At 54.7% G+C, this 20,778-nt stretch carries 15 protein-coding genes; 5 read left to right on the top strand and 10 right to left on the bottom strand.

Annotated elements, in window-relative coordinates:
* Positions 1-9 precede the first annotated feature (9 nt).
* The 4 genes from mnmA to FYJ24_RS08305 are packed head-to-tail and all read right to left on the bottom strand — an operon-like array spanning position 10 to position 4,041.
* The gene (mnmA, locus tag FYJ24_RS08320; RefSeq protein ID WP_318656603.1) at positions 10-1,116 is read right to left on the bottom strand and encodes a tRNA 2-thiouridine(34) synthase MnmA; all 1,107 of its coding nucleotides are present in this window, start codon (positions 1,114-1,116) and stop codon (positions 10-12) included.
* A complete protein-coding gene (locus tag FYJ24_RS08315; RefSeq protein ID WP_154545407.1) occupies positions 1,113-2,249 on the bottom strand; it encodes a cysteine desulfurase family protein in 1,137 nt (378 codons plus the stop codon). Before FYJ24_RS08315 ends, mnmA begins: the two co-directional genes overlap by 4 nt.
* Positions 2,246-3,250: an electron transfer flavoprotein subunit alpha/FixB family protein gene (locus tag FYJ24_RS08310; protein WP_154545405.1), complete on the bottom strand. Its 1,005-nt coding sequence runs from the start codon at positions 3,248-3,250 to the stop codon at positions 2,246-2,248. Before FYJ24_RS08310 ends, FYJ24_RS08315 begins: the two co-directional genes overlap by 4 nt.
* A complete protein-coding gene (locus tag FYJ24_RS08305; protein ID WP_154545403.1) occupies positions 3,247-4,041 on the bottom strand; it encodes an electron transfer flavoprotein subunit beta/FixA family protein in 795 nt (264 codons plus the stop codon). Before FYJ24_RS08305 ends, FYJ24_RS08310 begins: the two co-directional genes overlap by 4 nt.
* Positions 4,042-4,167: 126 nt before the next feature.
* Between FYJ24_RS08305 and glgX the strand changes: the two genes are divergently transcribed.
* From glgX to FYJ24_RS08290, 3 genes are read left to right on the top strand one after another with little or no spacing between them, the layout of a single operon-like run.
* Entirely contained in the window at positions 4,168-6,432 is a 2,265-nt protein-coding gene (gene glgX, locus FYJ24_RS08300; protein WP_154545401.1) for a glycogen debranching protein GlgX, read from the top strand.
* A 48-nt stretch (positions 6,433-6,480) separates the two neighbouring features.
* Entirely contained in the window at positions 6,481-7,563 is a 1,083-nt protein-coding gene (gene trpS / locus FYJ24_RS08295) for a tryptophan--tRNA ligase (protein WP_318656602.1), read from the top strand.
* On the top strand, positions 7,560-8,747 hold the full coding sequence (locus FYJ24_RS08290) for a trans-sulfuration enzyme family protein (protein WP_154545399.1): 1,188 nt from the start codon (positions 7,560-7,562) through the stop codon (positions 8,745-8,747). The genes trpS and FYJ24_RS08290 overlap by 4 nt, the downstream gene beginning before the upstream one ends.
* Before the next feature lie 65 nt (positions 8,748-8,812).
* Here the strand turns inward: FYJ24_RS08290 and FYJ24_RS08285 are convergent, their stop codons facing one another.
* The 3 genes from FYJ24_RS08285 to glgP all read right to left on the bottom strand — a co-directional run bounded on the left by FYJ24_RS08285 (position 8,813) and on the right by glgP (position 12,779).
* Entirely contained in the window at positions 8,813-9,370 is a 558-nt protein-coding gene (locus tag FYJ24_RS08285; RefSeq protein WP_154545398.1) for a GNAT family N-acetyltransferase, read from the bottom strand.
* On the bottom strand, positions 9,370-10,095 hold the full coding sequence (locus FYJ24_RS08280) for an SDR family oxidoreductase (protein ID WP_154545397.1): 726 nt from the start codon (positions 10,093-10,095) through the stop codon (positions 9,370-9,372). Before FYJ24_RS08280 ends, FYJ24_RS08285 begins: the two co-directional genes overlap by 1 nt.
* Positions 10,096-10,157: 62 nt before the next feature.
* Positions 10,158-12,779, bottom strand: coding sequence for an alpha-glucan family phosphorylase (glgP, locus tag FYJ24_RS08275; protein WP_318656601.1), 2,622 nt, complete (start codon positions 12,777-12,779; stop codon positions 10,158-10,160).
* 167 nt (positions 12,780-12,946) lie between these two features.
* On the opposite strand from glgP, the gene FYJ24_RS08270 reads away from it, so the two are divergent.
* Complete coding sequence (locus FYJ24_RS08270; protein ID WP_318656600.1) at positions 12,947-15,016, top strand: maltotransferase domain-containing protein; 2,070 nt, start codon at positions 12,947-12,949, stop codon at positions 15,014-15,016.
* 65 nt (positions 15,017-15,081) lie between these two features.
* Complete coding sequence (gene glgB / locus FYJ24_RS08265) at positions 15,082-17,277, top strand: 1,4-alpha-glucan branching protein GlgB (protein WP_404814709.1); 2,196 nt, start codon at positions 15,082-15,084, stop codon at positions 17,275-17,277.
* 132 nt (positions 17,278-17,409) lie between these two features.
* Here glgB and FYJ24_RS08260 read toward each other — a convergent pair whose 3' ends face one another.
* Genes FYJ24_RS08260 through FYJ24_RS08250 form a run of 3 tightly spaced genes read right to left on the bottom strand, consistent with a single transcriptional unit; the run spans position 17,410 to position 20,639 of the window.
* Complete coding sequence (locus FYJ24_RS08260) at positions 17,410-18,276, bottom strand: tetratricopeptide repeat protein (RefSeq protein ID WP_154545396.1); 867 nt, start codon at positions 18,274-18,276, stop codon at positions 17,410-17,412.
* Positions 18,277-18,279: 3 nt separating this feature from the next.
* Entirely contained in the window at positions 18,280-19,329 is a 1,050-nt protein-coding gene (locus tag FYJ24_RS08255) for a hypothetical protein (protein ID WP_154545395.1), read from the bottom strand.
* On the bottom strand, positions 19,326-20,639 hold the full coding sequence (locus tag FYJ24_RS08250; protein ID WP_154545394.1) for a hypothetical protein: 1,314 nt from the start codon (positions 20,637-20,639) through the stop codon (positions 19,326-19,328). Before FYJ24_RS08250 ends, FYJ24_RS08255 begins: the two co-directional genes overlap by 4 nt.
* Positions 20,640-20,778 lie beyond the last annotated feature (139 nt).

Genomic DNA, 20,778 nt, shown 5'->3' with positions numbered 1-20,778 from the left:
CAACCTCAGCTAGTTTACACGCTCCGCGGCCCGTGTCTTACCAGTTGAGCAAATAGTGGCCTGTGCCACGACCTGGGTTCCCCGGTAGAGGACCAAAGATTGCCCGGCCGCAATCCCGCGGGCCGCCTCGTCCAAATGAACGCGCAGCCCTTGAGCGGTCACTTCCCACGACGCAACGGGTGATGTTGCCCCGTGGGCGCGCATTTGCACGCCAAGGTTTTCTTCGCCAATATCGCGGGGATCAACCAGCCACACCACATCTGAACCATCGATAATGTCCACGCTGAGCAGTGAGGCCGCACCGACCACAACCTGGTTGGTATCAGGCTTGGTTTCCACCACGTAGCGCGGCTGCCCATCGGGGGCTGGCCGTCCCAGGTTGAGGCCTTTGCGTTGCCCAATGGTGAACTGGTAGTAGCCGCTGTGCTCCCCCACCACATTGCCTTCAACGTCGACAATTTCACCGGGTTTTTCGCCGAGGCGAGACCGCAAGAACCCCTGGGTGTCACCGTCAGGGATGAAGCAAATGTCGTATGAATCTGGCTTGTTGGACACACCTAGTCCGCGCTCTTCGGCTTGCTGGCGCACCCAGTCTTTCGTGGGGGCGTCGCCCAAGGGCAGCAAAACGCGGGAGAGTTCTTCGTTTCCCATGACTGCCAGGACGTAGGACTGGTCTTTCTCGAAATGCTCGGCCCGGTGTAGCTCGGGACCGCCCGCACCATCGATGCGCTTAGCATAGTGGCCTGTGCAGACTGCGTCGAAACCCAAGGCGCGAGCCCGGTCGGCCAATTCGCGAAACTTAACGAACTCATTGCAACGCACACAGGGGTTGGGGGTGTGACCAACCGAGTATTCGGAGAGGAAATCGTCGATAACGGTCTCCTCGAATTCTTCGGCGAGGTCCCACACGTAGAAGGGAATGCCCATGATTTCAGCGGCCCTGGCCGCGTCCACCGCGTCTTCAGCTGAGCAGCAGCCTCTATTGCCAATCCTGCAGGATGCTGGGTTAGCTGAGAGCGCCATATGGACGGCCGTAACATCGTGACCTGCTTCTTGCGCTAACGCAGCAGCTACGGCGGAGTCGACTCCTCCAGATAAAGCCGCTAGGACTTTCACGCGCGCTCCTTAAAGTGTTTATCCATTCGCTGGGCCGCCGCAAGCGCCCCCGGCAATGCTTCTAAGAATGCGTCAATGTCGGACGCATCAGTGTCGGCCCCAAAGGATACTCGTAAAACTCCCAGGGCTCCAGCGGTGTCACGCCCCATGTTGAGAAGGATCTCGCTGGGACGAGTCACCCCCGCATGGCAGGCTGAGCCTGCAGAAACCATCACTCCAGCCTGGTCAAAGGCCATGAGGAGGACTTCTGGACTGGATGTGGGAAGGGAAAGGTGGACCATTCCCGGCGACGAGGGTGCCTGAGATGTCACATGTACTTCGGGAGGCAGTCCCGCAACAAGGCGATCTTTGAGAGCCTGATGACGCTCAATGACCACATCCAGTTCCCTGACTGTGGCGGTCAAAGCGGCTGCCAGTGCTACGGCGCCAGCCGCATCAACGGTCCCTGAGCGCCTTTTCCGCTCTTGGCCTCCCCCGGGGCGGTCGCTGTCTATTTCCACACCGCGACGTACGATCAACGCTCCGGTGCCAACTGGTGCGCCGATCTTGTGTCCGCCAAGAGTGAGAAGGTCAACGCCTAGAGCTGAGAAGCTCACGGGAAGGTGACCGATGGCTTGCGCTGCATCCGTGTGAACAAGGGTGTCTCCGGAGGCTGCGACGAGGCGCTCTACTGGTTGGATGACTCCTGTTTCGGCGCACACTAGTGACATGGAGGCCAAAGCGACGTCGTCTCCCAGGGAAGACGGGACGATACTGACTCCTTCTGAGTCAACTGGAATGTGACGCCATTGCAGGTCGGGAGCAGCGTCTGCCAGTTTTGCCACGGAGTCATGTTCTACTTGGGAAATCAGCACTGCGGGGCGCCCTGTGTGCCGGGCCGCTCCGATTACCCCCAACGCATTTGCTTCTGTGGCTCCCGAGGTGAACACTACTTCAGCTCGCTCCGCGCCAATGGCGTCGGCAATCTCTTCTCTAGCGTCTTCAACCATGCGCGAGGCGGCTCTTCCCCCCGCGTGGAGGGCACTGGGGTTTCCGGGCATACTTTGAAGCTGTCGCACGGCCTTGAGCCATGCTTCTTCTGCGACTGGGCTCAGCGCTGTCGTCGCGGCATGATCAAGATAGGTGCGTTTCAGCGTTCTGACTTCAACTCCTCAAGACGCTTGATTGCTTGCGGCACCACCTCGGCAACATCACCGACCACTCCGAAGTCAGCCATCTCAAAAATTGGGGCATCTGGGTCGTCACAGACAGCTACTATCACATCTGAGCCTTGAATTCCGCAGGTGTGGTGCACTGCTCCTGATACGCCCAAACCAACGTAGATTTTTGGTGAAATGGAGACACCTGTTTGTCCTATTTGCATTGAGCGGGGTGCCCACCCCTCGTCACATGCAACGCGGGTAGCCCCCACGGCCCCAGAGAGCACATCCGCCAACCAGTGGACCGTATCAAAGTCTCCGTCAACGCCGCGGCCACCCACGACAACCACATCAGAGTCGCGTAGGTCACCGTTGGCTCCCCCAGGCTGCTGGCGAGCTCGCACCATGCGTAGCCGCGAGGAGACAAGACCGTCAATTGCAACTCGCACGATATCAGGTGTGCGCGTAAATGTCGCTGGTGTTTCCGGCTCAGACCCTAGCGACAGTGTAAAAATTGGGATGCCATCTTGCAGGGACGTTTTCGTTTCCCATTCCCCACCAAGAACTCTCTTGGTTGCTTCGAGTTTCCCGTCAACAACCTGGATGTCAGAGACATCCGTGGTGACACCGCCACCCATTCGCACTGCTAGGCGCCCGGCAGTTTCCCGACCACGCTTCGTATTAGGAAGGAACACCGCGGCGATGTCCTGCGTATCTTGTATTTCTTTGATTGCCTGACCGGCCACTATCGCAGCATTGTCAGAGAGTCGAAGGCAAGCCCCCACTTCCATCGGGGCATACACAGTCCCGATGCCGCATGCACGAATCGCCTCAAGGTCACATTCTGGGACGATGCTTACTGCAATGACCGGTCCGTCAGTCAGCATTTTTGCATACGCCAAGGTGCTAGCACTATCCCCACTCAGGGTCCAGCGTTCGCCGTCTTTCACATGGCTAACACCGACGACAATAGCGTTTTTCAGTTTTTCCATCATCCCTCCGAGCCAGCGCTTTTGTAGAGATACTCTGCAAGCTCTATGCCAGCATTGCCCGTGTCTTCAATGACGATTCGTTCGGTACCACGTTCATATGGTTTGGCTGAAATAACTGAAGTACGGTGCAACTCTCGCACAATTCCTTCAGGCACATACTGTTCTAGTTCTGCCCATGTCACTGTATCAATGGGTTTATTGCGCGCGGCTTTAAGGTCTTTAAATGAGGGGAAGCGCGGTTCGTTAACTTGATCGGTCACCGAGATAACAGCTGGAAGTTCGATGTCAATAACCTCATGCCATCCGTTGCTTTCGCGCTCTACCTGCATATGCTGCACATCTGTAAGTTCAATGCTATCGACGGCGCCAACAAAGGGCTCGCCTAACACCTCGGCGAGGGCAGGAGGCACCATGGATGTCATACCATCTAAGCTCGCCATCCCTGTGAGAACTAAGTCGAGAGGTTCAGTGCTGTTCTCTTTGAGAATCGCAGCAGCCAACACTATTGCGGTTCCAGGAGCATCCGTCCCTTCAAGGTCGGGATCACATATGTGAATAGCCCTGTCAGCTCCCATTTGCAGTGCTCGAAGAAGCGAATCCTCTGCACCTTCAGGTCCCATAGTCACAGCGATTACTTCGCCGCCCACATTTTCAACTAGTTGTACTGCAGCCTCAACTGCGTACTCATCGAGATCATTGAGGATGTCATCGTCGCCTCTAACCAGTCGCCCGTCCTCAATGCGCCGCTCCGCCTGCCCGTCAGGAACATTCTTGACGCACACGAAAATTCTCATGCGTCTAAGCATGCCATCTCAGCGAAAAGCTGTCTGTGCCAGATCGCACCAATCAATAGTGATACTGACCACCTTGTAATCTCCCCCATTTGACAGTGGTGAAGAATCCCGGTGCAATTCATTTCAATGAAAACACCTCTTGGAACACACTCCCCAACCGAGCCGGTTCTGCAATCAGCGACCGCCACGGTCCCCCTCCCGAACCCGAATTTCCGTCATCTCGGAGTTTTCGCTGTTTCCGATGGGTTGGAAATCGCGGTGGCAGCTCCCCATGCCTCGGCCATAGATTTTTGTGTTTTTGACGGCGACGGGCGCGAAGTGTGGGAGCGACGCTTTGCACTTATGGGACCAACAGAGGGCATCTGGCACGGTAAACTTCCGGGCTTTCACTCTGGCACCACCTACGGTTTCCGCGCCCACGGCAAGTGGGACCCTGACGAGGGGCTTTACTACAACCCCAACAAACTACTCCTGGATCCATACGCGAGAGGGATATCTGGCGCCCCTGTATTAGGGGCATCACTCCATGCTCATCAGGTGGATAAAGATCTCTATCCAACCACCTACCCCATGGCACCGTCCTCTCTCAATTCTGCACTCCAGAGCCCCAAATCTGTCGTCGTTCATAATGGCTTCGATATCGTCCCTGGCCCGCGCACATCGTGGGAGAAAACCTCTATCTATGAGTTACACGTCAAAGGGTTCACCAAGAATATGCCGGGCGTTCCACCAGAGTTACAGGGAACATATGCGGGGCTCGCGCACCCCTCAAGCATTACTCACCTGAAGTCACTGGGCGTAACCGCCATCGAATTACTGCCGGTCATGGCAAAAATGGATGAGCCTTTCCTCACCGAGCGTGGCCTCACTAACTATTGGGGTTATTCAACGTTAGGGTTTTTCGCTCCCGAACCAAGCTATGCGACCCGCGCAGCCCAACAGGCAGGTCCGCAAGCGGTAGTTGACGAATTCCGAGGGATGGTATCGCTTCTTCATGAGGCTGGCCTCGAAGTCATCTTGGACGTGGTGTATAACCACACATGCGAGGGTGGGGACACCGGCCCCACGGTGAGTTGGCGGGGTTTGGACTCACTGATGTACTACCGGTACACCGAGGGGCGTCCGCGTCGCAGTATCGATGACACGGGGTGTGGCAACACCATGAACTTCTCTGAAGAAAAAGTGGTGCAGATGACCTTGGATTCGCTGCGGTATTGGAGTGAATCAATGGGTATTGACGGTTTCCGTTTTGACCTTGCTGTCACCTTGGGACGTCTTACGGATGGGTACACCTCATTCCACCCATTCCTGGTCGGATTGGCGACCGATCCGGTACTTCGCGACGTCAAGCTCATTGCGGAGCCGTGGGATATTGGCCCCGGCGGATGGCAGACCGGCAATTTCCCCATTCCTTTTTCCGAGTGGAATGACCGCTATCGCGATGCAATCCGCGACTTTTGGTTAGCGGATTTCAATAATTATCTAGCTGGCCGAGGCATGGGCAATGCCGCAAATTTGGCAACGCGGCTTTCTGGTTCTTCAGACCTGTTTTCACAAGAACGCGGGCCCCGGGCATCTATCAACTTTGTCACTGCCCATGATGGTTTCACCCTGGCAGATTTAACTAGCTATAACCATAAACACAATATGGCAAACCTCGAGAACAACCAGGATGGCAGCGAAAACAACCGTTCGTGGAATCACGGTGTTGAAGGCGATGGCCGGGAAGATGATATGGCCGACCCGACAGGCCTCGTCGAAGAAATCCTCTACGCTCGTGAGAGGTCTCGGAGAAATCTGTTGGCGACGCTGTTAGTTTCTGCGGGGACCCCCATGATCGTGGCTGGTGACGAATTTGCCCGCTCGCAGGGAGGAAACAACAACGCTTACTGTCAGGATTCTCCGATCTCATGGATTGATTGGAATCTGGAAAAGCACCAGGAACGGCAGCTGAAAAGCACGCAGTATTTACTGAAATTGCGCTCACTTCACCCGGTTATGCGACCCACGAATTTCGCTCACGGGATCCCTATCGATGGCGATATTCTTCCCGACGTCGCGTGGTTCGATCGTTCCTCTCACACCATTGAAGGCGATGCTTGGAGGACTGCGGGGAACCGCGTCTTCCAAATGCGCAGGTCTGGTCTACCGGTTGATGACGCGGATCTTTTGGTGGTATTCAATGGAGAGCTGGATGTGGCAGAGGTGGTCCTGCCTGACTCTCATGGTCCTCAGTGGGTGCAGGTCTATGACACCTCGTGGATGCGTCCCAAAACCGGAAGGATCAACGATGCGGACACGGCCTTGGATGAGGGACACAAAGTAAGTCCTGGAAAAGCTGTCCAGTTAGAACCCCAGTCTTTACATATCTATATGGCACCCGTGAGCTGATATCGGACGTCGTCTTCGGGGAATCGTAACCCGCGCTAGAATCGCCTTGTGACTGACAATTCAAATCAAGCAACATTGGCTCGCGCTAAGGAACGTTCTGCCGAGATACAAGCCCACATCGATAAAGATCCTTCTGTTTTCCGGATTCTTACCGGGGATCGTCCCACGGGGAGACTCCATTTGGGTCACTATTTTGGGACGCTCAAAGGGCGCGTGGAACTGCAAAACCGCGGCGTTGAAACGTGGATTGTCATTGCCGATTATCAGGTCATTACTGACCGGGATGGCGTTGGGCCCTTACAGGAAAGAGTGCTCGGCCTTCTCGCTGACTATTTAGCCGCTGGCTTGGATCCTGAGCAGACAACTATCTTCACGCACTCGGCCATTCCTGCACTCAACCAGCTGATGCTTCCGTTCCTGTCTTTGGTCACGGAGGCAGAACTTCACCGTAACCCCACTGTCAAGGCTGAACTTGATGCTACCGATGGCAGGGCCATGTCAGGATTGCTGCTCACCTACCCTGTTCACCAAGCAGCTGACATCCTTTTCTGCAAAGCAAATCTGGTGCCTGTGGGACAAGATCAGCTACCTCACTTAGAGCAGACCAGGGTCGTCGCCAACCGTTTTGACAAACGGTATGGTCGCAGTGGCGATAAGCCCGTGTTCCCTCGCCCAGATGCCCTGCTCTCAGCTGCCCCCAGTATTTTGGGCACCGATGGGCAAAAGATGTCAAAGTCTCGGGGAAATACGGTCGAACTCGCAATGACCGCTGACGAGACAGCCAAGATGTTCAAAAAGGCTAAAACCGATGCGGACCGTGTCATTACCTATGACCCGGATAACCGCCCGGAGGTCTCAAATCTGCTGCTTCTAGCCTCTATGAGTACTGGCGAGGCACCGGAAATGCTGGCTGAGCGTATTGGTGACGGTGGCGGCGGAGCTCTCAAGGCCCTGGTCACCGAATCTGTCAATGATCTTCTGGCCCCTATCCGTCAGCGGCGCGCCGAGCTAATCCAAGACCCCGGATATTTGTGGAATGTGCTGGCTCGCGGAAACGAGATCGCGAATGAACGCGCCAACCTCACTTTGACCGAAGTTCGCCAAGCAATGAATATGGATTACCCCGCATGACAGCACCTGATAAGCACGATCCACACACCCTGAATTTTTCTTCCGCAGCAGTCCATGCGGGTAATCGCGGTGAAGAAAGTACAGGCGGGGTACTTACTCCTTTAGTGCTGGCAAATTCCTACAATCTTCCCCCTGACCCCACAGAAGTAGATTGGTCTGACTGGCGCGTCCCTCTCTACACGCGCAACTCAGGATTCAATCAACTCTCATTGCAGGAAAAATTAGCTGCACTGGAAGGCGCTGAGGATTGCGTCGTATTTGCCTCTGGGGTGGGCGCACTCTATTCGGTGTTCTTTTCATTCTTAAACTCTGGCGACCATGTCATCGTCTCCGACAACACCTACGAAGCTACCTGGCGACTTTTTGCTGAACTTCTGCCTCAGAAGTACAACATCGAAGCGTCTTTTGTCGACACTTCCAATCTGGACGAGGTGAAAACAGCACTTCGGCCCAATACTCGCCTGATCGTCACAGAGACCATTGCCAATCCGACAACGAGAGTCTCTGATGTGGCAGCTCTTGCTGCTATTGCCCATGATGCAGATGCTCTCTTCGCTGTCGATTCTACGTTTACGCCACCCCCCACGTATCGGCCGCTCCGTGATGGGGCTGACCTCGTGATCCATTCACTCACCAAGTACATTAATGGTCACGGTGATGCAATGGGAGGGGCAGTTTTGGGGAGCGCCGACCTTATTGCTGAGCTTAAGTCGGACCCAATGGTGGACCTCGGAGCCACCATTTCACCATTCAATGCTTGGCTGATTTCCCGTGGCCTCGTCACATTGCCGCTACGCATGAAACAACACCAGGACTCGGCATTACAGGTGGCGCAGTTCCTCTCTGCACATCCTTCTGTCGCATACGTGGACTATCCGGGACTGCCAGACCATCCGGGCCACAAGGTGGCTTCACGTCAGTTTGATGGTTTCGGCGGTCTCATGGCTTTTGGGCTCAAGGGTGGTCACAGCGCACACAATGAGTTTGTGTCTCGTTTGCGTCTCATTACTTCGGCAGTATCACTGGGACATCCAGAAACACTGATCGTTCATGTCGGCACCGATGGTCCGCGAGTAACCTACTACCCTGAGCGGTACAAGGAACTGGGGCACCTGCGCCTTGCCGTAGGTCTCGAAGACCCCGCCGACCTCATTGCTGACATTGCTCAGGCACTCGCTAAGTAGAGACTCCCTATCCCCCCAAGTAAAACAGTGTCCCGGCGACAAATAACAAACTGCCACGGGAATTATCACACTGTGATGCGATCGGAGGTGAGGAGCGACCACACTTCAGCGTCCTCAAGGCCTTGGTTAGTACGGATGCCTTGACGTAAGCACCCCTCATGTCTCATCCCTAGTTTTCTGGCTACCGCGCCCGAGGCAGGATTGTCACTGGCGTGTTTAATCACTAGTCGCTTGATCTCCACCTGAGAGAACAGGAAATCTGCAACTGCACTAGCGGCCTCAGTCATTAGTCCCTGTGCCCACCATGGACGCCCAATGCAATAGCCGATTTCCGCCTCGCCGATAGTCTCATCCATTCCCACCACGCCGACTGTGCCAATGGGTTCACCCGGAATTTTCAGCTCGATTGCCCACAGGTAACAGTCGTTCGCCGCATACCCGGGGATAACTGTCGAAAGATACTCAGCGGTGGCCTGAGCACTTACATGCGCAGGCCACGACAAATGCTCAGTCACAGCTGGATCTCCAGCCCAGTTGGTGTACATCAGCTCAGCATCAGATAACGCCAATCTTCTCAAGACAAGCCGGGGGGTGCGAAGAATGACGGTCCCCTGATGTTTCATTAATTCTCCCGATATAAGACCGTATTTGTGGCCTGGGCTCTGGGACGAATGATCATGGAATCAATGTTCATGTGACGGGGCCTCTCCAGAGCCCACACAATAGCCTCGGCGATATCGTCTGCGACCAGTGGTTCTTTCACCCCCTCATAGACGGCTGCAGCGGCATGCGCATCGCCCAGACGATTGAGTGAAAACTCTGGTGTCTTGACCAATCCTGGAGCAATCTCAATGATGCGAACCGGCTCGCCCACAAGTTCTTGACGTAAAGTATTGGCAATAATGCGTTCACCATGTTTGGCTGCAACATACCCTCCCCCGCCAGGATAGGTGTCGTGAGCGGCCGTGGAAGTAAGGAACACCAGGTCACCACCACGCTTTTGAAGGCCCGGTAGGAATGCGTCAGTTACCTGCAAGGCGGTCATCACATTCATCTCATACATCCGCCGCCAACGCTCCGGCTTGGCATCGGCCACCGAATCGGTACCCAACGCTCCCCCCGCGTTGTTGACTACAGCGTCGACAACGCCCGCGTGCTTTTCCAGTGCGGACACTTGTTCTTCATCCGTCAAGTCAGCCACGAAATAGTCGCACCCGGTCTGTTCCGCAAGTGCTTGAAGCCGTTCTTCACGACGGGCTACCGCAACAACGTCCCAACCGTGAGAGCGCAGAAGGCGAACAGTCGCCTCACCAATTCCTGTTGAAGCCCCCGTAACAACAGCTTTCATTTTTCCTCCTTTTACTACAAAGGGCCCCCAACGGTGAGGCTGGGGGCCCTTAGCTAGAGTTTTTAGTCCCCGAAACTGGTATGCGTATGTGCTGTCACCGCAGAAGGTTCAGCATTAGCTGCCAATCCTAGTTCGGTATCCCCTGCCATGAGCGGATTAAAGGGTACTACGCGCACCGCGTAGCCCACTGATCCCGAAGCGGAAAGCTTCTCAGTTCCAGTGAAAACCTGGTGACCATGTTTTTCTCCGGCTGGATTCAGGTTAGAGATATCAAAGTCTTCCAGGCGGTCATCAGCTCCAACGCGTCCGGACACCAGTTGAACGTGCACGTCAGTCGGTTCCAATCCCGCCAAGCTCACACCTGCTGAGATTGATACCTCGTCGCCCAGCTCAGCCACGTCAGGGACTTCTGCCTCGACGAAGTCGACACGCACCCCAGGCCATGCTGAACGAACCTTGTGCTTCCACGCAGCCAATTCTTTAGCTTTCTCATATGGCGCCGCGTCGATAACGCGTGAAGCAGCGGCAATAGGTGTGTAGAGACGCTCCACATAGTCACGCACCATGCGAGTTGCCTGGACTTTGGGTCCAAGTGTGGCTAGCGTGTGGCGCATCATTTCCATCCATCGCCGCGGAACGCCTCGTTCATCGCGATCGTAGAAGCGCGGTGCCACAGTGTTTTCAATGAGGTCGTACAGCGCTGCGGCCTCAATGTGGTCGCGGCGACCCGGGTCCTCAACTCCGTCAGCGGTGGGGATCGCCCAACCGTTGTTGCCGTCATACATTTCGTCCCACCATCCATCAAGGATGGATAGATTAAGTGCACCGTTGAGAGCGCATTTCATCCCGGAAGTACCTGATGCTTCCAGCGGACGCAACGGGTTATTCAGCCACACATCGCATCCTGGCATTAAGACTTCAGCCAGTGCCATGTCGTAGTTCGGCAGGAAGATAATGCGATCACGTACCTCCGCATTGTCAGCGAACTGAACCAGTTTTTGGATGAGCCCCACGCCCTGCTCGTCGTCTGGGTGAGACTTTCCTGCAATCACCAACTGTATGGGACGCTCAGGATCGGTGAGAAGACGGGTGAGACGTTCTGGATCTGAAAGCATCAGTGTCAAGCGTTTGTATGTGGGAACGCGCCGCGCAAAACCAATAGTCAAAACATCGGGGTCAAGGATGGACTCTGTCCACCCAAGTTCTGCTGGGGATGCTCCACGTTCAAGCCATGAGGCACGTGTGCGAGCCCGCGCCACCTCAACAAGAGCAGCTCGCAAACTGCGGCGCTTTTCCCACAGGACGACGTCGGGAACGCCCCCCTCTTCTTCTGACTTCAACCAGCCCGTTCCGTCGGCGTCATCGGTTTCTGCCATGTATTCCAAGGCCATCGACTGGAAACCAGGATTGCGCCACGTGGGCCCATGTACACCATTGGTGATGGAGGTGATAGGTACTTCGGGAACGTCAAATCCTGGCCACAGCGCAGCAAACATACCTCGGGACACTTTGCCATGGAGCTGAGCCACGCCATTTGCCATGCGGGCCATGCGCAGTCCCAGAACCGCCATGTTGAAAACATGAGGGTTGCCACCTTGGTAGGACTCGTTGCCTAGTGACAGTACTTCATCAACGTTGACTCCTGGCAAGGGCATTGCCGACAGGTAATGACGCACTATCGACTTATCGAATCGATCTATACCAGCAGGAACCGGTGTATGCGTGGTGAAGAGTGTGCCGGAGCGGACGGCTTCGATTGCTGCGCCAAAGTCGACGGATGAGTCGGATTCCATCAACTCGCGAATACGTTCCACTGCTAGGAAGCCTGCGTGGCCCTCATTGCAGTGGAACACTTCGGGCGCTGGCGTCCCCATCAATCGGGAATACACGCGAAGCGCCTTCACGCCTCCCACTCCCAGAAGTAACTCTTGTTCCAAGCGGTGCTCAGCAGAGCCTCCGTAGAGTCGATCGGTCACCGATCGGGAAATGTCGTCATTGTCGGGAATGTCCGAATCCATGAGTAGCAGAGGTACTCGGCCAACCTGCGCCACCCAGATCTGGGCAGCCAGGGTGCGTCCATCTGGGAGTGGTAGAGAAATACGAGCTGGCATGCCATCTTGTTCACGCAGGAGTGTCAGTGGCATATTGTTGGGATCAATCAGCGGATAGGTTTCACGCTGCCACCCATCACGAGAAAGTGATTGGCGGAAGTATCCGGCCCCATAGAGAAGCCCCACCCCTGTGATGGGTACTCCAAGGTCGGATGCGGACTTGAGATGGTCGCCCGCAAGAATGCCCAGCCCACCCGAATACTGTGGCATGACTGCAGTAATGCCGAACTCAGCAGAGAAATAGGCAATTGACGCAGGTTTGTCCGTATTAGAGAAAATCGACTGGAACCACTTGGGTTCAGTCATATATTGGTTTAGTTCCTCAACCAAACGCGCTGCTTCCAACACAACGGTTGCATCTGCCGCCAACTGCTCAAAACGAGCTGGCGTAATTTCCCCCAAAACGGCCACTGGATCACCCCCAGATCGCTCCCACGCCTGTGGGTCCAGTGACTCGAAGAATTTTCGAGTTGGCTCATGCCAACACCAGCGCAGGTTCCGGGCCAGAGTATCGAGGCCAGCGAGCTGCGGAGGAAGAACGGTTCGCACAGTAAATCTACGTATAGCTTTCACATTCCAACCATACGCTACAGCTCCGCATCACCGCCTAATTCCACCACGAAATTCGATGTAAATTACAGATGAATTTCAGGAATTACAGTATGCGCCGAATGCGTCAAGGTAAAACACTTAGACCAGAGTGGTTCCAAGTAAGCATCACTTCTCGATAAGATGGTGATGTGACTAACATCCTGCCGCGCATACCTGCCATTGAAGTCTTCCCCGTACTCGAAAATGCCACGCTGCCTGCAAAGGCCACCGAAGGCGAGCCTTTCCCTGTACGTGCCACGGTATTCCGGGAAGGACACGATGCCTTCGCCGCTGAAGCTGTGCTGATCACACCTCAAGGAAAAGAGCATTCGCGGGCACGTATGTATGACATCGCGCCTGGTCTCGACCGCTTTGAAGCCTGGCTGATGCCGGATACACCTGGGGACTGGAGTTTCCGCATTGAGACTTGGTCGGACCCGTGGAGTACGTGGCAGCGGGATGCGCGCCTAAAGATCTCTGCAAATGTTGACGCTGAACTCATGTGTCAGGAAGGTGCCGTTCTATTCGAGCGTGCAGCTATTGGGATGGTCCTCCCTGGAAAAAGACCGCCTCGAAAACCCGCACGTACCCGGACGAAACCGTCGGGTACAACAGCACAGGTGTTGAAAGAAACAGCCCGAATACTTGCCGACACCACCGTGAGTCCAGCTTCTCGGTACTCTCTGGCCACAACGCCGGAAGTAAAAGCTGCGATGGCCGCTTGTCCACTGCGTGACTTCCTTGAGACAACTGAGCGTTACCCTCTGCAGGTTGACCGGAAAGCCGCTCTCTACGGCTCATGGTATGAGGTTTTCCCTCGTTCTATGGGCGCTCACATTGGACCTGATGGCCGGTGGGTTTCTGGCACGCTGCGTTCGGCTGTATCTGAGTTAGAACGCATCGCAGACATGGGCTTCACAGTTCTCTACCTCACTCCGGTCCATCCAATCGGCACTACCTTCAGAAAAGGCAAGAATAATTCGTTAGAAGCCACGGCAGACGATCCTGGCAGTCCATACGGTATTGGATCGCCCGAAGGTGGACACGATGCTATACACCCCGATTTGGGCAGTTTTGCTGATTTCGATGCTCTCGTTGCCGCATCGCGCGATCTAGGGATGGAAGTGGCGCTCGATCTAGCCTTGCAATGTTCCCCAGACCACCCCTGGGTCAAAAAACATCCCGAGTGGTTTACCACCCGGGTAGATGGTTCTATCGCCTATGCGGAAAATCCTCCTAAGAAGTACCAAGATATTTATCCCCTCAACTTCGACAATGATCCTGACGGCATATACCACGCGATTGTTGACGTGGTCGAGGTGTGGATCCAGCACGGCGTGACAATCTTCCGCGTCGATAATCCGCACACGAAGCCGATGCCTTTCTGGCAGAAATTCCTTGACCAGATGCACCGAGACCACCCGGAAGTACTCTTCTTGGCTGAGGCTTTCACTCGTCCCGCAATGATGAGGACCCTAGGAATGGTGGGGTTCCAGCAGTCATACACCTACTTCGCCTGGCGAACAGCCAAAAAGGAAATCGAAGATTATCTGGTCGAAGTGGCTGAGGAGACCTCCCATATGATGCGCCCCGCATTTTGGCCGACAACTCACGACATTCTTACCCCGCAAATGACAGACGGCGGCGAAGCAATGTTTGCGATTCGCGCGATGCTCGCAGCAACCGGGTCACCAACGTGGGGAATCTACTCAGGATACGAGCTGGTAGAAAAAGATCCTCGACCAGGATTTGAAGAGCACAATAATAATGAAAAATATGAGTATCGGCCACGCGATTGGGACAAAGCCCAAGATCACGGTATTGCGCTACTACTAGAGCTACTCAATCGCAGCCGCGCGATGCATCCCGCATTGCAACAGCTGCACCAGATTTCAATACATCCCACGTCTTCTGACGACATTGTGTGCTTCTCGAAGCACACACCAGCACGGTTCTCCCCCACTGGTCAAGACGACACTGTCGTCGTGGTTATCAGTTTGAACCCCCACGCTGAAGTGGAAGGCACCGTCTACATCAATCGAGACCTCTTATTTCCCACTCTTAGCGCAGAGTCACGCAGCCCCGAAACCAATGACACATTAGTGCTTACCGATGAGCTCGACGGTACTCAATACCTGTGGGGAGACACTAATTATGTGAAGTTTTCACCATGGGAACGCCTGGGTCACGTCTTTTCCGTTCAGGTAGGTCTGAGCTAAATGCGTCCTAATAGCAACACACGAAACCGCGACTGTCACCACATGAACATGAGAGAATCAGGTGTATGAGTATGAGTGCAATCCCAGTAGAAGACAGTATTCTCTTTCTCGTTGGAGCAGGTGAATATCACTCCCCCCATTCGGTTCTGGGCGCGCACCTTGGTGATGGAAGCGTCACTATCCGCACTGTTCGCCATCTCGCGGACGAAGTGACGGTTATTACACCCGAAGGCGAATTTCCCGCCCACCATGAGTCCTCGGGAATATGGGTTGCTGTAGTTCCTGGTGAGGAAATCCCCGATTACCGTCTCAAAGTGCGCTACGGGGACTCTGAAGCCACCACTGATGATCCCTATCGTTTCCTTCCAACTGTGGGCGAACTCGACACATATCTCATTGGTGAGGGACGTCATGAAGAGCTCTGGCGCGTGTTGGGAGCACACCGCAAAGAATACTCAGGCCCACTTGGAGATGTTGAGGGAGTCGCCTTCGCAGTATGGGCGCCCAATGCCAAAGCCGTGAGAGTGGTCGGAAACTTCAACTTTTGGGACGGAACCGGCTCAGCAATGCGGTCTTTGGGGTCATCGGGAATCTGGGAGCTATTCATTCCTGATGTTCCCATTGGTGCCCTCTACAAATTTGAGATTTGCGGCCCTGATGGAAACTGGTTCCAAAAAGCCGATCCTATGGCAAGGCACACTGAAGTTCCTCCAGCAACAGCTTCGGTTGTAACTGAGACGGAGTATGTGTGGAAAGACCGCCAATGGATGACCGATCGGGCTTCGCGCAATCCTCACCAGGGCCCCATGTCGATCTACGAATGCCATATTGGCTCGTGGAAGCAAGGGCTCACCTACCGCAGTTTTGCAGACCAACTGGTACCCTACTTGATCGATATGGGCTATACCCACGTAGAGTTTATGCCCGTTGCTGAGCACCCATTCGGCGGGTCATGGGGATACCAAGTCACGTCCTACTACGCACCTACCGCCCGTTACGGTTCCCCCGATGACTTCAGATACTTGGTTGACACTCTCCATCAAGCAGGCATTGGTGTCCTTGTCGACTGGGTGCCTGCCCATTTCCCGAAAGACTCGTGGGCCCTTGCCCGCTTCGACGGCACACCATTGTATGAAGACCCCGATCCTCTCCGGGGTGAGCATCCTGACTGGGGCACGCTCGTGTTTAACTTTGGTCGTTCCGAAGTCCGCAACTTCCTTGTTGCCAACGCTCTCTACTGGCTAGAAGAGTTTCACGTGGACGGACTGCGCGTTGACGCAGTGGCATCCATGCTTTACCTTGATTACTCTCGCCAAGAAGGCCAATGGCGTCCCAACCAGTATGGCGGCCGGGAAAACCTCGAAGCCATCCAGTTCTTGCAGGAAGCCAATGCTACCGCCTATCGGCGCAATCCGGGTATCGTCATGATTGCCGAGGAGTCAACAGCGTGGCCCGGCGTTACCGCTCCCACAACTGGTGGAGGTCTCGGATTCGGATTCAAATGGAATATGGGGTGGATGAATGACACCCTGAGATACCTGAGTGAGGATCCAGTCAACAGGCGATGGCACCACGGAGAGCTGACATTCTCTCTCGTCTACGCATTTTCTGAAAACTTTGTTTTGCCACTCTCCCATGACGAGGTAGTCCACGGTAAGGGCTCATTGGTGGCTAAAATGCCTGGTGATAAGTGGCAAAAATTAGCTAACCTTCGCGCTCTTTATGCTTATCAATGGTCTCATCCAGGCAAACAACTACTGTTTATGGGCCAAGAGTTCGCTCAAGAAGGAGAATGGTCCGAATCCTATTCCCTTGACTGGTGGCTACTTGACCAACCGGCGCACCGCGGAATTGCCGACTTGGTGCGGGACCTCAATACGCTGTATCAGACTAGTCCAGCACTGTGGGATGACGACTATACGGGATTTGAGTGGATCGATGCCGGTGACGCAGACCGTAACCTCATCTCATATATTCGTCAGGGTGACAATGCTAAGGGCGAGACTGAACAGATTGTCTGTGTCCTCAATTTCGCCGGAACACCCCATGAAGATTTCCGGGTCGGTTTGCCAGATGGCGGCGCCTGGGAGGAAATCCTCAACACGGATGATCTTCGCTATGGTGGCTCGGGAGTAACCAATCCTCTCCCCCTCAAAGCCGAGGAAAAGCCGTGGAATGGACGGGACTACTCGGTTGCACTGCGCGTGCCTCCCCTAGGAGCGACGTGGCTGCGCCCTGTACGCGCTTTAGAACGCCCGTAGTTGACGAGGCGCTCTCCGTGCACACCGACGCACTGCCCGTGCAGCTGCCTGGGCGATGTGGTAGCTGTCGGGGCCGCGTGCGGCCCCGTTTACGGATTTATGACCCCGTACGTGGGGACTATAAGGCAGCTACTAAAAGAGCAACGCCGTGAGGCGCGAACGCGCCCGTTTGACCGCGTCTTTATCGACTGCCAGTCCAAGCAACTGGACTAGGCGTTCGCGGGCCTTTTCTTTATCAGCTTCATCCTCTGCATCTGCAATCTCACCTAAAAGAAGGTCAAAAGCCTGTTCTTCTGCCCCGGAGGCAAAGAGTGAATCCGCGCGAGACAGCACAGACTCTGACTGTCCTTCGGCCTGCTGCCTAGCTTCGAACTCAGCTCGCGACAGAGCAACCTTTGCTTCCTTATCGCCGGGGTCATTCGCCAATACTTTTTTCCACAGCTGAACGGCTTCTTCCCAGTTGTCGGCATCTTCTGCTGCGCGCGGAGCCAAATGAGTGTCAGGAACCGGTTTTTCCAGTTGTTCTTCGCTCACGGCCACGCGTCCAGTCACACCAAGTTGGGGAGCCGCCTGGAGAAGCTGGTCGATAAGTGACACTAGCTGTTCCTTTGTGGGGGCGCCTTCAAAAAGAGGGACTGGGCGGCGCGCTACCAGGGCCATTGCCGATGGGACATTCTGAATCTGCAATGCTTGAGCAATGCCCGGCTCTTGCGACACATCAATTGTTCGCAAAGCAACCGCACCAGCTTGTGAACGAACGACGTTCTCGACTTCACGCGTTGCTTGAGTGGAGGCAAGGGACGCAGAAGAAATGAAAAGCAAAATGACTGGCACAGTCTGTGACAATCCCATTTGCTCTTCAAAATTAGCCTCATTGACGGTGGCAATCAGAGGAACATTGATTCCTCCGCCGCTTGGTTCTGACGCCTGTGCCGCAGATGAAAGGTCCACTGCGCCAAACTGGGATGGTCCACCAGAAGCTACATTCTCTTCAACCATGAATTATTCTTCTCCTTCGGGCTTTGCAGCGTCATCTCGGCTGACGCTCTCGATTGCTCGTTCTACACCAACGATGCGAATAGATTCTTGTGAGTCTTGAGGCGGCAAAAGGAAAAAGAAGTTGACAAGGTAGTTGACAGTGACAGTGCCAATAACATCAGCGTTGTCGAGGTACGATGCCGCAGTACCACCGACCGCCATTTTTGAATCTGCCACTGTGCGTTGATACGTAGTACTGGTTTTGAGTGAGGCCGCAAAGAGGCCTTCCCCAGAGGCCAACGTGACTCCGGTGACGGGATAGTCGGAAGGCCACGCATCAAAACCTATGGTGCCAACTTGTTCCACTGCAGTGCGCAGCTGAGTGATTTCTTCACGTTGCTTCGGAGAGAAAGTGTCATCGACAAATACCTGAAAGTCTGCGTTATCAGGGTCTTTCAAAAAAGACGCATACATCTGTACCACCTCGTCGGGAGACATAATTCCCCCCTCATCATCGGCAGTCAGAGTCTGAGATCCCTCGTCAATAGCCACCCCGTGGATCGAGTTACCTCCCACGACACGTACCCAGTTCTCTAGCATGTAGTCTGACTTGGCATCGGCTTGAGTAAACAAAAACACTTCAGCGGGATCGTCAGCTGATGCGGAAGAACCCACAAGAAGCGTTCGAGGGAAAGACTGCGCAACTGTCGCAGAAGCCACGTTGATCTCTATTTCTAGAGGAGCCAGTTCTTTGCCGGTTTTTTGCGCACGAACCATCTCAGCAGTGCGCATTGCCAAAGCGGATCCCGTGAGTCTTTCACTGAGGACCGCAGGATCACCACTCTCTTGGGCACTATCTAGTACGTCTTGCACTCCGGCAACAATCTTGCGGATTTGCGCTTCATCCAATACGGGAGCTGCGGCGATCTCTCCTGACATCGCGTTTGACTGACCATCTGTAGCAAGAACTTCATACGATTGCGCCGTCACCTCGCGCGAATCTGGGGCACATCCTGAGAGAGATAGTGCAGCCACACCCACAATCAGCGCTGTCCAGTTTGCTTTCGTTTTCACTTCTGGTCCTTCGGTTTTCCAGAGCCGAACTTCGCAGCCCCTTTCTTTGAGCGCCATTTGATAGAGGTGGGGGGAATCGTGGTTTCAGATAATGAAGTCTCTGACTTAGGGGACGGAGGGATCGACGTCGTAGAGTAGTCCACACCTTCAACGACCAGTTTTTCAATGCCTCGTGCTCTCGCATCACGTAAAGCCCGCCGGGTCGGGAAGCGTCCACCACCCTGTAGGGCCGCCAAGTTCATCATTCCCGATTCGGTAGTGACAAGCTCCGTGCGTTCATCAACCGCCTCGGTTCTTTCATGGTGCTGAGGTGCTTCCTCTTCTGTCCGAGGTGGTTCCGCATCACCAGTGACCACAGCAGGCTCATTCTCAGCGGGCGGCGCGAATGTCTGCAGTTCTTCGGACTGCTCCACAGGAGACTCTTCGCTTTCAGGTACCTCAGCTTCAGACGGTTCTTCGGGGGTGGGCTTAAGCTTGCTCTTCACCTCTTCAATCGGAACGGCGCCGGTAGCCATTTCATCTGCTGCTGCACGATCACTAAGAGTCTTCTTAGCTTTATTGAGGCGACGTGTTCGCGCACTCACAGCTATAGCTACCGCAATAGATAGAAGAATAAATACGCATGCAACTGGGAAAAGGATCCATGCTGCAACATTGGGGCGTGGATATTCCCAAGTAAGTGTAACTTTAGGGGCCGGGTCAGTACCGTTACCACTGATGAGGAGAACACTAGAAAGGCCCTCACCGGAGAGAGGGACAGCAAGCTCTCCCTTGCCTTCACGCATATTTGACCACATGTCTGACTGAATAGGGCTTACCGGCGGTTCTGCACCAGACTGAGATACTTCTCCAGACTGCGCCTGCGCGGTATCTTCGGTGGATGGTTCCTCGGATACGTCTTCTGATTGTGCTGCCTCATCTGACTGAGAGGTTTCCATGCCGGACTGCTCATCACCAGATTGTGACGTCCCTACACCCTGCTTTTCCATAGCAAGTTGAGTCATTGACTCGGTGCCGGTAATGACGTTGAAGTCGTGTCCATGAAGCCACGCACTCACATCAGGGCCCAGTCCCGAAGCCATCCACACATAATCATCAGGATCATCAGCAGTGAGAGTGACGGTGACCTCGTTGCCATAGAGACCAAGAACTCCTTCTCGCACCATGACAAAAGGTTCGTCGGGATCTGCGGATGCGGAAATATGTTGAGCTGGCTGCCATATTGTGGCAGCCAGAATACCGAATACTAGGGCTACTACTCCCACGATCGCAAGGACGATCGCAAGCCAAAACCTTTTCGCTGCTGCCACCAGGCACCCTTTCCCAGAGTCTGCCGATTCAGAATGACGTTACCACTGTTACTAAAGAGCAACAAAGTGAAAGAACGCGATTACGCCCACAGCCCACGTTCCCAGCAACTTGTGTGCCAGTGTCTGCGAGCCTCTATAC

It is taken from the genome of Scrofimicrobium canadense, from assembly GCF_009696615.1.
Classification (GTDB): Bacteria; Actinomycetota; Actinomycetes; order Actinomycetales; family Actinomycetaceae; genus Scrofimicrobium; species Scrofimicrobium canadense.
Note: the sequence above shows the minus strand (reverse complement) of the source record. Positions and strands in the feature narration are given on the sequence as shown.